The sequence below is a fragment of the Streptomyces sp. NBC_01264 genome (genome assembly GCF_026340675.1).
GTDB lineage: Bacteria > Actinomycetota > Actinomycetes > Streptomycetales > Streptomycetaceae > Streptomyces.
Genome location: NZ_JAPEOX010000001.1, coordinates 3016193 through 3030507, shown reverse-complemented (window position 1 = coordinate 3030507; position 14315 = coordinate 3016193). Strand labels below are relative to the sequence as shown.

At 72.7% G+C, this 14315-nt stretch carries 14 protein-coding genes; 11 read left to right on the top strand and 3 right to left on the bottom strand.

Translation table 11 applies throughout. From position 1 onward, the window contains the following. The first annotated feature begins 28 nt into the window (after positions 1 to 28). The 6 genes from OG435_RS13870 (at position 29) to OG435_RS13845 (ending at position 5527) form a co-directional block, all read left to right on the top strand. Complete coding sequence (locus OG435_RS13870; protein ID WP_266877129.1) at positions 29 to 811, top strand: metallophosphoesterase family protein; 783 nt, start codon at positions 29 to 31, stop codon at positions 809 to 811. A 107-nt stretch (positions 812 to 918) separates the two neighbouring features. After that, entirely contained in the window at positions 919 to 1371 is a 453-nt protein-coding gene (locus tag OG435_RS13865) for an SRPBCC family protein (protein ID WP_266877128.1), read from the top strand. Positions 1372 to 1925: 554 nt separating this feature from the next. Then, entirely contained in the window at positions 1926 to 3074 is a 1149-nt protein-coding gene (locus OG435_RS13860) for an ArsA family ATPase (RefSeq protein ID WP_266877127.1), read from the top strand. A 94-nt stretch (positions 3075 to 3168) separates the two neighbouring features. Beyond that, positions 3169 to 3672, top strand: a complete 504-nt coding sequence (locus tag OG435_RS13855; RefSeq protein WP_266877126.1) for a DUF5304 domain-containing protein — start codon at positions 3169 to 3171, stop codon at positions 3670 to 3672. Between the two features lie 61 nt (positions 3673 to 3733). Beyond that, positions 3734 to 4675, top strand: coding sequence for an ROK family glucokinase (locus tag OG435_RS13850; RefSeq protein WP_266877125.1), 942 nt, complete (start codon positions 3734 to 3736; stop codon positions 4673 to 4675). An 84-nt stretch (positions 4676 to 4759) separates the two neighbouring features. Further along, a complete protein-coding gene (locus OG435_RS13845; protein WP_266877124.1) occupies positions 4760 to 5527 on the top strand; it encodes an endonuclease/exonuclease/phosphatase family protein in 768 nt (255 codons plus the stop codon). A gap of 103 nt (positions 5528 to 5630) precedes the next feature. Here OG435_RS13845 and OG435_RS13840 read toward each other — a convergent pair whose 3' ends face one another. Together OG435_RS13840 and OG435_RS13835 are read right to left on the bottom strand one after the other, a co-directional pair. Further along, the gene (locus OG435_RS13840) at positions 5631 to 6227 is read right to left on the bottom strand and encodes a hypothetical protein (protein ID WP_266877123.1); all 597 of its coding nucleotides are present in this window, start codon (positions 6225 to 6227) and stop codon (positions 5631 to 5633) included. Then, positions 6220 to 6999: an alpha/beta hydrolase gene (locus OG435_RS13835; RefSeq protein ID WP_266877122.1), complete on the bottom strand. Its 780-nt coding sequence runs from the start codon at positions 6997 to 6999 to the stop codon at positions 6220 to 6222. The genes OG435_RS13840 and OG435_RS13835 overlap by 8 nt, the downstream gene beginning before the upstream one ends. Before the next feature lie 163 nt (positions 7000 to 7162). Between OG435_RS13835 and OG435_RS13830 the strand changes: the two genes are divergently transcribed. The 5 genes from OG435_RS13830 to OG435_RS13810 all read left to right on the top strand — a co-directional run bounded on the left by OG435_RS13830 (position 7163) and on the right by OG435_RS13810 (position 12194). Next, a complete protein-coding gene (locus OG435_RS13830; RefSeq protein WP_266881718.1) occupies positions 7163 to 7918 on the top strand; it encodes a lysophospholipid acyltransferase family protein in 756 nt (251 codons plus the stop codon). A 41-nt stretch (positions 7919 to 7959) separates the two neighbouring features. Further along, complete coding sequence (gene macS, locus OG435_RS13825; protein WP_266877121.1) at positions 7960 to 9168, top strand: MacS family sensor histidine kinase; 1209 nt, start codon at positions 7960 to 7962, stop codon at positions 9166 to 9168. 86 nt (positions 9169 to 9254) lie between these two features. Beyond that, a complete protein-coding gene (locus OG435_RS13820; protein WP_266881716.1) occupies positions 9255 to 9899 on the top strand; it encodes a response regulator in 645 nt (214 codons plus the stop codon). Positions 9900 to 10081: 182 nt separating this feature from the next. Beyond that, on the top strand, positions 10082 to 11110 hold the full coding sequence (locus OG435_RS13815) for a 6-phosphofructokinase (protein WP_266881714.1): 1029 nt from the start codon (positions 10082 to 10084) through the stop codon (positions 11108 to 11110). An 82-nt stretch (positions 11111 to 11192) separates the two neighbouring features. Further along, positions 11193 to 12194, top strand: a complete 1002-nt coding sequence (locus OG435_RS13810) for a 2-hydroxyacid dehydrogenase (RefSeq protein ID WP_266877120.1) — start codon at positions 11193 to 11195, stop codon at positions 12192 to 12194. Positions 12195 to 12216: 22 nt separating this feature from the next. Here OG435_RS13810 and OG435_RS13805 read toward each other — a convergent pair whose 3' ends face one another. Beyond that, the gene (locus OG435_RS13805) at positions 12217 to 14127 is read right to left on the bottom strand and encodes an anthranilate synthase family protein (RefSeq protein ID WP_266877119.1); all 1911 of its coding nucleotides are present in this window, start codon (positions 14125 to 14127) and stop codon (positions 12217 to 12219) included. Positions 14128 to 14315 lie beyond the last annotated feature (188 nt).

Here is a 14315-nt window from a genome sequence, read left to right as displayed (position 1 = left end):
CGCCTAGGGTGGCCGCATGGGTGGCTCTATGGGTGGCACGAAAAACCGGACACGGGTCCACGTCGTCAGCGACGTCCACGGCAACACCGAGGCCCTGGCACGGGCCGGGAGGGGCGCCGACGCGCTGATCTGCCTCGGCGACCTCGTCCTCTTCCTCGACTACGCCGACCACTCGCGCGGCATCTTCCCCGACCTCTTCGGCGTCGAGAACGCCGATCACATCGTGAATCTGCGCACCGCCCGCCGTTTCGAGGAGGCCCGGGAGTTCGCCCGCGGGCTGTGGGCCGGGCGGGACCGGGAACGGCTCGTCGAGGGCGCGGTCCGCCGTCAGTACGCCGAGATGTTCGCCGCCTTCCCGCACCCCACGTACGCCACGTACGGCAACGTGGACATCCCCGGGCTCTGGCCCGAGTACGCCGGCCCCGGCCTGACCGTGCTCGACGGACAGAGGGCCGAGATCGGGGGCCGGGTCTTCGGCTTCGTCGGCGGCGGCCTGCCCTCGCCGATGCGCACGCCGTACGAGGTGCCCGAGGAGGAGTACGCGGCCAAGGTGGAGGCGCTGGGCGAGGTCGACGTGCTGTGCTCGCACATCCCGCCGGAGGTGCCGGAGCTCTGCTACGACACCGTGGCGCGGCGCTTCGAGCGGGGGAGCGGGGCCCTGCTCGCCGCGATCCGCCGGGTGCGGCCCCGGTACGCGCTCTTCGGCCACGTCCACCAGCCGCTCGCCCGGCGGATGCGGATCGGCGCCACCGAGTGCGTGAACGTCGGACACTTCGCCGCCACGGGAAGGCCGTGGGCCCTGGAGTGGTGAGTGGTGATCGGTGAGCTCGTGACGCGCGATAGCCTTCACGCGGCGGCCCGGCCCAGGCCCAGGCCGTCCGCACACTTCCTCGAACTCCCCCCGGAGGAGCGACCGCGATGGCGGAACACACCAGCTCGAGCATCATGATCGAGGCGTCCCCGGCGGACGTCATGGCCGTGATCGCCGACTTCGCCCGCTACCCGGAGTGGACCGGCGAGGTGAAGGAGGCCGAGATCCTGGCGAAGGACGACGCCGGCCGGGCCTCCCTCGTCCGGCTGCTGCTGGACGCGGGCGCGATCAAGGACGACCACACGCTGGCCTACACCTGGCCGGCGGAGAACACGGTCAGCTGGACGCTGGACAAGTCCCAGATGCTGCGGCAGCTCGACGGGTCCTACCAGCTGGCGCCGGTCGCGGGCGGTGCGCGCACCGAGGTGACGTACTCGCTGACCGTGGACGTCAAGATCCCGATGCTCGGGATGATCAAGCGCAAGGCGGAGAAGGTCATCATCGACCGGGCGCTGGCGGGCCTGAAGAAGCGCGTGGAAAGCCACCCCAACCCTTCTTAACGCGCCGGGCACCTTCTTGACGCGCCGCTCGTACCGCTGCGCGGGCTTCGCGGCGCTGCGCCGGACTCCGTCCGGCGGTGGCGGGTCGGCGCTTGCGCCATGGCCGTCCCGGCGCGGGGCGGGTGGGCGGGTGCGGCTGGGTCGGCCCTGCGGGGCTGGGTCCCCTACCCGCCCTTCGCCCGTTCCCCGGGCTGCGCCCGGACCCTTTGCCGGGTGCGGCGCCGTTGCCGGGGGCCGGCCCTCGGAACCCCCGCTCCTCAAACGCCGGAGGGGCTGGGCAGATCCAGCCTCGCCGGCGTTTGAGGCGCGGGGTCCGGGGCGGAGCCCCAGGGGCTTTCAGCCCGTCCGGCGTTTGAGGACCGGGGTCCGGGCAGCGCCCGGGGAACGGTGGAAGGGCGGGTAGGGGACCCAGCCCCGCGCAGCGGCAAAGGTCGCAGCCGGCGCCGGCCGAAGGGGCAGGGCGGAGCCCGCTCCGGGGGCGTGGCAGGCTGGCGGGGGCCACCAGGGGCCCCGCAGGGGCGCAGGGGCCAGGCACACGCGGAGCTAGGAGCAGCATGCACACCCTTCTCGTCACCGGCCCCGGCGGCGCCGGGCGGAGTACCGTCGCGGCGGCCACCGCACTCGCCGCCGCACGGCAGGGGCACCGGGTGCTGCTCCTCACCGCGGACCCCACCGACCCGCCCGTCACCCCGCACGGCACCCTCGGCGTGGCCCGCGTCGACTCCGGCGAGGAGTTCCGGCGCGAGTTCGTCGAGCTCCAGGAGCGCGGCTCCGCCGTCCTCGGCATGCTCGGCGCCCGCCCGCTGCACGCCGACGAGATCACCGAACTGCCCGGCGCCGAGCAGTTCGCCCTGCTCCGCGCCGTACGGCGGGCCGCGGACGAACCCGGCACCGACCTCTTGGTGGTCGACCTGCCCCCGCTGCACCAGGCCGTCACCGCCCTCGCCCTCCCCGCCCAGCTCCGCCGCTACCTCGCCCGGCTGCTCCCCGCGGAGCGCCAGGCGGCCCGCGCCCTGCGCCCCGTACTGGCCCAGCTCGCCGGTGTCCCCATGCCCGCGCAGTGGCTGTACGAGGCGGCCGCCCGCTGGGACGAGGACCTGGCGGCCGTGCAGGAGGTGCTGGAGGCCCCCACCACCTCCGTACGGCTCGTCGCCGAGCCGGGACCCGGCGCCGACGCCGCGCTGCGCCTGGGCATGCTCGGGCTCGCCCTGTACCGGCTGCCCGTCTCGGCGCTCGTCGCCAACCGGATGCTGCCCGCCGGATCCACCGACCCCTGGCTGGCGGGACTCGCCGCCCAGCAGGAGAAGTACGCGGCCCAGTGGGCCGGCGACGGGAGCCTCCCGGTGCTCCCCGTACCCCACCTGGGCCGGGACCCGCACGGCCCTGAGGACCTCGCGGAGCTGGCCCCGGCGCCCGCCCCGGCGACCGCGCCCCGCCCCGTCTGGACCGTCGAGGACCGGATCGCCGCGGACGGGGTGCTGCTCTGGCGGGTCCCGCTGCCCCGCGCGCAGAAGCGCGAGCTCGGCCTGGTCCGGCGCGGCGACGAGCTGCTGCTCACGGTGGGCCCGTACCGCAGGATCGTTCCGCTGCCCGCGGCGCTGCGCCGCTGCACCGTCTCCGGCGCCGCCCTCGCCGACGACGAGCTCCGCATCCGCCTCACCCCGGACCCGGACCTGTGGCCCCGGGGCGGCGAGAAGGCGTAGCCCGAGGCCCTGGCGGCCTGGGGCGCGTACCGCCGTTCGGGTAACGTCGGAGGTAGTAGGAATCCGCACGCCCGCCGCCGCAGGAGAGTCCGCCATGAGCGAGGCCACCGACCGTCCCACCGATCCTTCCTCCGGGGACGACGCCTGGGCCGAGGCCTGCGCCGAGGACCTCGCCGCCGAGCGGGAGCGCCGCAGGTCCGAGCGGGGCGCCTCCGGGGGCGCCGGCACCGGGACCGCCGCCGAGGAGCTGTTCAAGCTCTTCGAGGCCGTCGCCGACAAGGTGTCCGACAAGGTCTCCGCATTGAACAACCCGCTGTTCGGCGTCGCCGCGCAGGGCGCCGTACGCCAGTTCGTCAACCAGGCGAAGACCGCCGCCAAGCCCGTCGTCGAGCGCAACCCCGAGGTCTTCGACCACCTCGCGGCGGCCGGCTCGGAGCTGCTCGCCGCCTACCGTTCCGCGGTCGAGGGCCACGAGCGCCGCTGGACGCGCGACGAACCGGCCCCCGGCCGGGGGACGACCGAAAACGCCGCCGGAAACGCGAAGGACCCCCGTGACGAGGGCGAAGACGGCCCGACCGAGCGGATCGATCTCGACTGAACCCCGCCCGCCCTCGGGTACGGTTGATAGCGGCGGGGTTTGACCGGAAACCGAGGGACTAATGGGACTCACCATCGGCGTCGACATCGGCGGCACGAAGATCGCGGCCGGCGTGGTCGACGAAGACGGCACCATCCTTGAGACGTACAAGGTGCCCACGCCGCCGACCCCGGACGGAGTGACGGACGCGATCTGCGCCGCCGTCTCCGAGGTCAGCGCCAGCCACACCATCGACGCGGTCGGCATCGGCGCCGCCGGATACGTCGACGACAAGCGCGCGACCGTACTCTTCGCGCCGAACATCAACTGGCGGCACGAGCCGCTGAAGGACAAGGTCGAGCAGCGCATCGGCCTGCCCGTGGTCGTCGAGAACGACGCCAACTGCGCCGCCTGGGGCGAGTACCGCTTCGGCGCCGGCCAGGGCCACGAGGACGTCATCTGCATCACGCTCGGCACGGGCCTGGGCGGCGGCATCATCATCGGCAACAAGCTCCGGCGCGGACGCTTCGGCGTGGCCGCCGAGTTCGGCCACATCCGGGTGGTCCCCGACGGTCTGCTGTGCGGCTGCGGCAGCCAGGGCTGCTGGGAGCAGTACGCCTCCGGGCGCGCGCTCGTCCGGTACGCCAGGCAGCGCGCCAACGCCACCCCCGAGAACGCGAAGGCACTCCTCGCGCTCGGCGACGGCACCCCCGAGGGCATCGAGGGCAAGCACATCAGCGAGGCGGCCCGCGCCGGTGACCTGGTGGCCATCGACTCCTTCCGTGAGCTGGCCCGTTGGGCGGGCGCCGGCCTCGCGGACCTGGCCTCGCTCTTCGACCCGTCGGCGTTCATCGTCGGCGGCGGCGTCTCGGACGAGGGCGACCTGGTCCTCGACCCGATCCGCAAGTCCTTCAAGCGCTGGCTGATCGGCGGCGCGTGGCGTCCGCACGCGCAGGTGCTCGCCGCCCAGCTGGGCGGCAAGGCCGGTCTGGTCGGCGCGGCGGACCTGGCACGCCAGGGCTGAAGCCCGCCCCGCGGCCACCCGTATCGTCGGACTGCCCGCCGCGCCCCCTGGGGCACGGCGGGCAGTCTCGTTATGTTGCGGTGCATGGATCTGGAACAGGAACAGGAACTCGCCGAGCTGCCGAACTCCCGTACCGAGGCCGATGGTTCCGCGGTGATCCGGGTGCTCTCCTACAACGTCCGCTCGCTGCGCGACGACGAGGACGCGCTCGCGCGGGTCATCCGCGCCTGCGCACCGGACCTGGTGTGCGTCCAGGAGGCGCCGCGGTTCTTCCGCTGGCGCAAGCACGCGGCGCGGCTGGCCTCGAAGTGTGACCTGGTGGTCCTGTCGGGCGGCGCGACGGCGGCGGGACCGCTGCTCCTGTGTTCCCTACGGGCCTTCGTGGAGCGGACCGAGGACGTCCTGCTGCCGTTGACACCGGGCCGCCACCGGCGGGGCTTCGCCACGGCGGTCGTACGGCTGGGCGGGGTCCGGGTCGGGGTGCTGAGCGCGCACCTGTCGCTGGACGGGCCCGAACGCCTCGCCCAGGCGGAACTGCTCCTGGACCGGCTCGCCGGGATGGACGTGCCGTACGCGATCGCCGCGGGGGACATCAACGAGGGCCCGTCGGGGCCCGCCTTCCGCCGGCTGGCGGGGGCCCTGCAGGACTGCCGGGCGGTGGCGCCGTGGGGTGGGGAGCACACGTGGGTGCGGTCGGCGTCGCCGCGGCGGATCGATGCGGTCTTCGCGAGTGCGGGGGTGGAGGTCCTCGCCTGCGGTGTCCCCGCGGGGCTGCCCGGGGTCACCCCGGAGGACCTGACCCGCGCCACGGACCACCTCCCGGTCCTGGCCACCCTCCGGCTCCCCTTTTGACGCGCCGCTCGCACCGCTTCGCGGGCTTCGCCTCGCTGCGCCGGGCACCTTCTTGACGCGCCGCGAAGCCCGCGCAGCGGTGCGAGCGACGCGTCAAGAAGGATCAAACCACCGCGCCCCGACCGGGGTCATCGTCGCCGTCCTCGTCCGTGGACATCCGCGCGACCAGCGTCGCGAAGCCGCCCAGGAAGCCGCCGACGCCGAGCGTCGTCAGCCACCAGGTCATCTCCCACTGCAGCAGCACCGCCAGGAGCAGCAGGACCGGTCCGCCCACCACCGCCAGCCAGGCGAACTTCGACGTCGCGTCGGCCTCCGGCAGCTCCGGCTCCGGAGGGACGAAGTGCCCCTCCTCCTTCGCCGCCTCGGGGGAGTCGTCGGGCTCGGCCAGGGAGTGGTCCCGGGGCCCCGCTCCGCCCACGCCCGGGGCGAACACCACCGAGCTGCCCAGGGCCGCCGCCGACGGCGGCTCCGGGGCGGCCGGGCCCGAGGGGCCCGCGGGGCTCGCCGGGTCGGCCGGCGCCGGCGCCGCGCCGACCGGTTTCACGTCCTCCTCCGGCAGGAGGAGGTTCTCGATCGGCCGGAACGGTCTCGCGCCCGGCGGATCCGCCGGCTCCTGCCCGTAGCCGGCCACGATCGCCGCCCACGCCGCTTCCTCGTCCAGCGGGGGGACACCCCCCGAGGACTCCTCGTGCTCAGCCACCGCTGGCCGCCCCCTCCCTGCCCAAGCTCTCCGACAGCCGTCCGACGAACGCGTAGCTGTCCGCGAAGATCCGCTCCGCGTCATGGTCCAACGTCGCGACGTGGTAACTCTGTTCCAGCAGTGTCTCGGTGACGTCCGTGGAGGACACCCGCGCCAGGATCCGCGTCGAGTCCGTCGGCCGCACCACGTGGTCCTGCGGGCTGTGCAGCAGCAGCAGCGGCTGCGTCACCTGCGGCAGTTCGGTGTCCAGCATCTGCAGGAACTTCCGCAGCGAGTGCGCGGCCCGGGTCGGGACCCGGTCGTAGCCGACCTCGTCCGCGCCCGGCTTGGCGATGTCGCTCGCGATGCCCGGCGTCGACCGGATGAAGTGCTTGACCACCGGCAGGGCCACCGCCAGCGGGTCGTGGATCTTGTTGACCGGGTTGACGAGGACGATGCCGCTGATGCTGTCCCCGTGCTTCGCCGCCAGGCGCAGCGTCAGCGCGCCGCCCATCGACAGTCCGAAGACGAACACCTGGTCGCAGCTGTCGAGCAGCTCCCGCAGCGCGCGGTCCACCTCGGCGTACCAGTCCTGCCAGCCGGTGAGCTGCATGTCCTGCCAGCGCGTGCCGTGCCCGGGAAGCAGGGGCAGCGACACCGTCAGTCCCTGCGCGGCCAGATGCTCGGCCCAGGGCCGCATCGACTGGGGGGAACCGGTGAAGCCGTGGCAGAGGAGGACGCCGACCTTTCCGCCCTCGTGGCGGAACGGCTCGGCTCCAGGGAGGACGGGCACCAGGGTCTCCTTCGAGGGGGGCGGGGGGTGCGTAGCGCTGTGTGACTTCACCGTACGCGACGGGGGTGACACCGACCAGGGTCGTCGGACGGCTCCGGGTACGACCAGGGGATAAGGTCTGTTCGACAGACACAGGAAGGCTTTCGAGTTGATCTACGGCGCAATGAAGTTCTCGATCGGCGGTTCCCTGAAGCTCGCCTTCAGGCCGTGGGTGGAGGGCCTCGAGAACATTCCCGCAGAGGGGCCGGCGATCCTCGCGAGCAACCACCTGTCGTTCTCCGACTCCTTCTTCCTCCCGGCCGTGCTGGACCGCAAGGTGACCTTCATCGCGAAGGCGGAGTACTTCACCTCCCCGGGCGTCAAGGGCAAGCTGACGGCAGCCTTCTTCAAGGGCGTCGGCCAGCTCCCGGTGGACCGTTCCGGTGCGCGCGGGGCCGGCGAGGCCGCCATCAAGAGCGGCATCGACGTCATCGAACGCGGAGAGCTGTTCGGTATTTACCCCGAGGGGACGCGTTCACCCGACGGCCGGCTGTACCGGGGGAAGCCCGGCGGTCTGGCCCGGGTGGCACTGGCCACCGGAGCGCCCGTGATCCCCGTCGCGATGATCGACACGGAGAAGATCCAGCCGCCCGGCAAGGTGGTGCCCAAGCTGATGCGCCCGGGCATCCGGATCGGCAAGCCGCTGGACTTCAGCCGCTACCACGGCATGGACGGGGACCGCTTCATCCTCCGGTCGGTGACCGACGAGGTCATGTACGAGATCATGAAGCTCTCCGGCCAGGAGTACGTCGACATCTACGCGACGGCAGCCAAGCGCCAGATCGCCGACGCGGAGAAGGCCGCCGCGAGGAGCGAGAAGGCCGAGGCCGCCCAGAGTGCCGAGAAGGCCGAACCGGCCGCCTCGGACGGCGACAAGTAGCAGCAAGCACACGGGCGGACCGCCCGTACGGGGTGGGGGAGATGGCGAAGCGCGAGCGCGTCGTACGCATGTCGGTCGAGCAGCCGCTGTGGCGTGCCCTGACGGCCTACCGGCTGCTCACCATGGTCTACGCGGCCCTGCTGTTCGCCTCCGCCTACAAGAAGTTCGACCGTCCCTGGATCGCGGCCGCCTACCTGGCCTTCCTGGCCGCCTGGACCCTGGTCACGCTCCCCAAGGTGGCCAACGCCGCCAGTTGCACCAAGCGGTTCCTGGGCGCCGACCTCACCGTCGCCTGCGTCGGGATCCTGCTCACCCCGCTCGCCGACAGCCACGAACGCGTCACGGGCGGCGGCCCCACGCTGCCCTCCATATGGACCGCGGGCGCGGTCCTCGCCTTCGCCCTCAAGGGCGGCTGGCGCTGGGCCTGTTTCGCCTCCAGCTTCGTCGCCGCCGCCAACCTCGTGCAGCGCGGCGAGCCCACCCGGGACACCCTGCACAACGTGCTCCTGGTCTGGGTCGCCTCCATCGCCATCGGCTACGTCGTCGAGGTCGCCCGGGCCAGTGAGGCCACCCTCGCCCGCGCCCTGGAGATCGAGGCCGCCACCCGCGAGCGCGAACGCCTCGCCCGCGACATCCACGACGGGGTCCTCCAGGTCCTCGCCATGGTCCAGCGGCGCGGCACCGAACTGGGCGGGGAGGCCGCGGAGCTGGGCCGGATGGCGGGCGAACAGGAGGTGGCGCTGCGCACCCTGGTCTCCAGCGGGCTGGCGCGCCCCTCCCGGATCTCCCATGACGAGGCGCTCGGCGCGATCGTGGCCGCCTTCGAGGTGGAGGAACCCGGCGAGGAGGAGGGCGAGCTGGACCTACGGGCCCTCCTGGCCCCGCACGCCGGTTCGCGGGTGAGCTTCGCCGAACCGGGCACCCCGGTGCCGCTGCCCGTGCCCGCGGCGAGGGAGCTGGCCGCGGCGGTCGGAGCGGCCCTCGACAACGTGCGCAAGCACGCGGGCGAGGGAGCCAGCGCCTGGATCCTGGTCGAGGACTGGGGCGACGAGGTGATCGTGACCGTCCGCGACGACGGTCCGGGCATCCCGGCCGGCCGGCTCGACCAGGCCGAGGGGGAGGGCCGGATGGGAGTGGCCCTGTCCATCCGGGGCAGGCTGCGCGACCTCGGCGGCAGCGCCGAGCTGGTGTCCGTCCCGGGGCAGGGCACCGAAGTGGAACTGAAAGTACCGAGGGGGAGCACCCGATGAACGAGTCGAGCGGGCAGAGCGAGCAGGGCGGCCAGAACGGCCAGAACGGCCAGAACGGCCAGGGTGGCCTCGGCGGCATCAAGGTCATGGTCGTCGACGACCATCCGATGTGGCGGGACGCGGTCGCCCGCGACCTGGCCGCGGCCGGCTTCGACCTGGTGGCCACCGCGGGCGACGGGCCGGAGGCCGTCCGCAGGGCCCGCGCGGCGGCTCCGCACGTGCTGGTCCTCGACCTCAACCTCCCCGGCATGCCCGGCGTGCAGGTCTGCAAGGAACTGGTCGGGGCCAACCCGGCGCTGCGGGTCCTCGTGCTCTCCGCGAGCGGCGAGCACGCCGACGTCCTGGAAGCCGTGAAGTCCGGCGCGACCGGCTACCTGCTGAAGTCCGCCGGCGCCCAGGAGCTCATCGACGCCGTGCGCCGCACGGCCGCGGGCGACCCCGTGTTCACCCCGGGCCTGGCCGGACTGGTCCTCGGCGAGTACCGCCGCCTCGCCACCGACCCGGCGCCGGCCGCCTCCGACGAGCCGAAGGCCCCGCAGCTCACCGACCGGGAGACCGAGGTGCTGCGGCTGGTGGCCAAGGGGCTCTCGTACAAGCAGATCGCGGAGCGCCTGGTCATCTCCCACCGCACCGTGCAGAACCACGTGCAGAACACCCTGGGCAAGCTCCAGTTGCACAACCGGGTGGAGCTCGTCCGGTACGCGATTGAGCGCGGCCTCGACGACGAGTAGGGCGGCGGGTGGCCGAGCCAGCCGCTCGTACGAGTGAACGGGCGTACGCAAGGCCCTGTAATTCCCCCGGAATTGACCCATCCCGTGACCTTGCTGTGACCTGAGTCACCACTAGCGTGACCGTCATGCGGGCCCCGCGGCCTCAGCGGGCCCTGTGGCGAAGGGAAAATTCCATGAAGGCCATGAAGGTCGGAGTGCTGACGGGCGGCGGCGACTGCCCCGGGCTCAACGCGGTGATCCGCAGTGTCGTGCGCAAGGGCGTCCAGGAGTACGCGTACGGGTTCATCGGGTTCAAGGACGGCTGGCGCGGCGCGGTCGAGGGCCGCACCGTCCCGCTCGACATCCCCGCGGTGCGCGGGATCCTGCCGCGCGGCGGGACCATTCTCGGCTCCTCGCGCACCAACCCGTTCAAGCTGGACGACGGCGTCCGCCTGATCAAGGAGAACCTCGCCAAGTACGAGGTCGACGCCCTCGTCGCGATCGGCGGCGAGGACACCCTGGGCGTGGCCGCGAAGCTCTACGAGGAGTACGGCATCCCCTGCGTCGGGGTACCGAAGACCATCGACAACGACCTGTCGGCCACCGACTACACCTTCGGCTTCGACACCGCGGTCGGGATCGCCACCGAGGCCATCGACCGGCTGCACACCACCGCCGAATCCCACATGCGGGTGCTGGTCGTCGAGGTGATGGGCCGGCACGCCGGCTGGATCGCCCTGCACTCGGGGCTCGCGGGCGGCGCCAACGTCATCCTCATCCCGGAGCAGCGCTTCGACGTGGACCAGGTCTGCGCCTGGGTGAACTCCCGGTTCAAGGCGAGCTACGCGCCGATCGTGTGCGTCGCCGAGGGGGCGATGCCCAAGGACGGCGACATGGTGCTGAAGGACGCGACGAAGGACTCCTTCGGGCACGTCCGGCTGTCCGGCGTGGGCGAATGGCTGGCCAAGGAGATCGAGGCGCGGACCGGCAAGGAGGCCCGTACGACCGTACTCGGGCACATCCAGCGGGGCGGCACCCCCAGCGCGTTCGACCGGTGGCTGGCCACCCGCTTCGGGCTGCACGCGATCGACGCGGTGCGCGACGGGGACTTCGGGAAGATGGTCGCGCTGAAGGGGACGGACATCGTGCGGGTGCCGATCGCCGAGGCGACGGCGAAGCTGAAGACGGTGGACCCGGCGCTGTACAAGGAGGCCGGAGTGTTCTTCGGCTGAGCCGGGGGCGCGAGCCCGGATCATGGGTCGTAAGGTGACAAACGACCCATGGTCCGATTCTTCGCGCAGTACGGGAGCGAACGTGGAAATCCTGGCATTCGGGGTGACGGCGGACGAGAAGCCGCTCATCGAGAAGGCATTCGCGGGGCAGCACGAGGTGCGCTGCCTGGACGTCTTCCTGAGCGAGGACACCGCCCCCATCGCGACCGGGTACGAGATCGTCTCCTCCAGCGTCAACGCCGACCTGAGCGGGCGAGTGCTGCGCACCCTGGCGGCCGGCGGGACGAAGATGATCGCCCAGCGCTCCACCGGCTTCAACAACATCGACCTGGACGTCGCGCGGCAGCTCGGCCTGACGGTCGGCCGGGTCTCCTACTACTCCCCGTACTCGGTGGCCGAGTTCGCGTGGACCCTGGCGATGGCGGTGAACCGGAGGATCGTCCGGGCCTCGAACCGCACGCGGGACTTCGACTTCCGGCTGAACGGCCTGATGGGCCGCGACATGCGCGGCCGCACGGTGGGGGTGCTCGGCACCGGCAAGATCGGGGAGGCGTTCACCCGGATCGCCCACGGCTTCGGGATGAACCTGCTGGGCTGGGACGTGGCGCAGAACCCGGCGTGCGTGGAGCTGGGCATGAAGTACGTGGACAAGGACGAGCTGTTCGCCTCCTCGGACCTGATCAGCCTGCACGTGCCGCTGCTGGAGTCCACGCACCACATCATCGGCGCCGAGGCGCTGAAGACGATGAAGGACGACGCGATCCTGGTGAACTCCAGCCGCGGCGGGCTCGTCGACACGGACGCGCTGGTCACGGAGCTGCGGTCCGGTCGCTTCACGGGGGTCGGCCTCGACGTGTACGAGGCCGAGGCCGGACTCTTCTTCCTGGACAAGTCCCTGGTGGTCGTCGAAGACGACACCCTGGCGCGGCTGATCACCTTCCCCAACGTGGTCGTCACCTCCCACCAGGCGTACTACACCTTCGACGCGGTGGGCCAGATCATCGACACCACCGTCGCCAACGTCGCGGACTACCTGGCGGGCCGCCGCTCGGAGAACACCCTGAGCCCCGCCGACCCTTCCTGACGCCGGCGGGGACGGGAAGCGGCTACGTCCGGGCGGCCGTGCGGACTCCGGCGATCAGGTCGCGGACCAGGTCCGTGCCGCGCAGGGTCAGGACCGACTCCGGGTGGAACTGGACCCCCGCGAAGCCGCCGGAGGCCGAGCGCAGGGCGTGCACCTCGCCCGTGGCGGGGTCGCGGGAGACCTCGATGCCCCGCAGGGCCAGGGACCGCTCACGCTCCGCCGAGCAGTGCGCCGCGTATGTGTTGTAGAAGCCGACGACCTCCTCGGCGCCGAACAGCGGGATCCGCGTCTGCGCCCCCTGCGCCGGCTCCACCTTGCGGACCAGCGGGAGCCCCAGTTCGGCGGCGAGCAGCTGGTGGCTGAGGCAGACCCCGAGCAGGCCGCCCCGGTGCGAGGCCAGGAGTTTCGCCGTCAGCTCGCGCATCATGCGGATCTTCGGGTCGCCGAAGTCCCCCGGGTCGCCCGGGCCGGGGCCGAGCACGATCGGCCCGTCCCAGGCCAGGGCGGCCGCCCGCAGCCCCGGGTCGTCGTAGCGGCGTACGGTCACCTCCAGCCCGGCCACCCGCAGGACGTGGCGGAGCATCGAGGTGAAGGTGTCCTCCCCGTCCACCACCAGCGCGTGTCCCGTCACCTCCGCCGGCCGCTCCCGCATCCGCAGCCAGAACGGCGCCAGGTCCTCGCGGCGTGCGGCCAGGGCCGCCTGGACCCGGGGGTCGTCGGCCAGCCGCGGACCGGAGAAGGAGGGCCGTACCGCCGCCGGGCGCACCCCCAGCGCCGCCAGCACCCCGGCCGCCTTCGCGTGCGTCTCCGCCACCTCGCCCGCCGGGTCGGAGTGCCGTACGAGGGTGGCACCGACGGGCACCCGCAGCGCGCCGTCCGGCGCGATGTCGGCCGTCCGGATGAGGATGGGGGAGTCGAGGGTCTGGGCGCCCGAGGCGTCGACGCCCAGCAGGGCCAGCGCGCCCGCGTAGTAGCCGCGGCCGCCCGTCTCGTACCGCTCGATGACCCGGCAGGCGTTCTGCACCGGCGATCCGGTCACCGTCGCCGCGAACATCGTCTCCTTCAGCACCTCGCGCACGTCCAGCGAGGACCGGCCGCGCAGCTCGTACTCGGTGTGCGCGAGGTGCGCCATCTCCTTGAGGCGGGGGCCGACGACCACCCCGCCCATGTCCCCGACCGTGCACATCATCTTGAGCTCCTCGTCCACCACCATGGACAGCTCCTCGGTCTCCTTGCGGTCCTCGAGGAAGGCGAGGAGGGACCCGGCCGTCGGCCCGCCGGCCGGATACCGGTACGTACCGCTGATCGGGTTCATCACGACCGTGCCCCCGGTCATCCGCACGTGCACCTCGGGGCTGGCCCCGACCAGGGTGCGGTCCCCGGTGTGGACCACGTACGTCCAGTACGCGCCCCGCTCGCCCTCCAGCAGCCGCCGGAACAGCGCCAGGGCGTCGGCGAGGCCGAAGCCCTCGATCCGGCCCCGGTAGGTGCGCCGGATGACGAAGTTCGCGCCCTCGCCCCGGCCGATCTCGTCCTCGATGACCCGCCGGACGGTGTCCGCGTACTCCTCGTCGGGGACGTCGAAGCCGCCGTCGTCGACCCGTACCGCGTGGGACGGCAGCGCGGCCAGTGCCTCGGCGAGCGGGATCTCGTACGTCTCCTCGGCGACCAGCACGCTCAGCGGCGTGCCGTCGTCCCGTACGTCGAACCCGCGCTCGCGCATCTGGCGGAAGGGGACGAGCGCCAGGGTGGGCCGCTCGCCGACGGGCAGGTCGGCCAGCTGCCCGGCCTCGTGGACCGGGCCGATCAGCACCTCGACGGTGTCGTGATCGCGGCCGGGGGTGCGGCGGCGCAGCAGCGCGAAGGGCGGGCAGGAGTCGTCGAGCAGGCGGCTCAGGAGCGGGTGCTGGGGCTGGTGCGTGGAGTGGTGCATGGTGTGGGCGTCCTATCCGGTGTCGGAGGGTGGGACGGCCCGGGTTTCCAGCGGCTGTGTCGACTCACAAACGCGGAAGGCCGCCCCTCGGGGCGGCCTTCGTGTCGCTCGTGTCTTCAGGTACGCGCGAGAAGTGGGCCGCCGGGAGCGGGCCACCACCAGTTCTGGTTCGAGTGCGCGAGCATGCT

What these genes read in the sequence shown, in the direction of transcription:
- OG435_RS13870 (WP_266877129.1), top strand. Translation starts at nt 29, where the DNA reads ATGGGTGGCACGAAAAACCGGACACGGGTCCACGTCGTCAGCGACGTC.
- OG435_RS13865 (WP_266877128.1), top strand. Translation starts at nt 919, where the DNA reads ATGGCGGAACACACCAGCTCGAGCATCATGATCGAGGCGTCCCCGGCG.
- OG435_RS13860 (WP_266877127.1), top strand. Translation starts at nt 1,926, where the DNA reads ATGCACACCCTTCTCGTCACCGGCCCCGGCGGCGCCGGGCGGAGTACC.
- OG435_RS13855 (WP_266877126.1), top strand. Translation starts at nt 3,169, where the DNA reads ATGAGCGAGGCCACCGACCGTCCCACCGATCCTTCCTCCGGGGACGAC.
- OG435_RS13850 (WP_266877125.1), top strand. Translation starts at nt 3,734, where the DNA reads ATGGGACTCACCATCGGCGTCGACATCGGCGGCACGAAGATCGCGGCC.
- OG435_RS13845 (WP_266877124.1), top strand. Translation starts at nt 4,760, where the DNA reads ATGGATCTGGAACAGGAACAGGAACTCGCCGAGCTGCCGAACTCCCGT.
- OG435_RS13830 (WP_266881718.1), top strand. Translation starts at nt 7,163, where the DNA reads ATGAAGTTCTCGATCGGCGGTTCCCTGAAGCTCGCCTTCAGGCCGTGG.
- macS (WP_266877121.1), top strand. Translation starts at nt 7,960, where the DNA reads ATGGCGAAGCGCGAGCGCGTCGTACGCATGTCGGTCGAGCAGCCGCTG.
- OG435_RS13820 (WP_266881716.1), top strand. Translation starts at nt 9,255, where the DNA reads ATGGTCGTCGACGACCATCCGATGTGGCGGGACGCGGTCGCCCGCGAC.
- OG435_RS13815 (WP_266881714.1), top strand. Translation starts at nt 10,082, where the DNA reads ATGAAGGTCGGAGTGCTGACGGGCGGCGGCGACTGCCCCGGGCTCAAC.
- OG435_RS13805 (WP_266877119.1), bottom strand. Translation starts at nt 14,127, where the DNA reads ATGCACCACTCCACGCACCAGCCCCAGCACCCGCTCCTGAGCCGCCTG.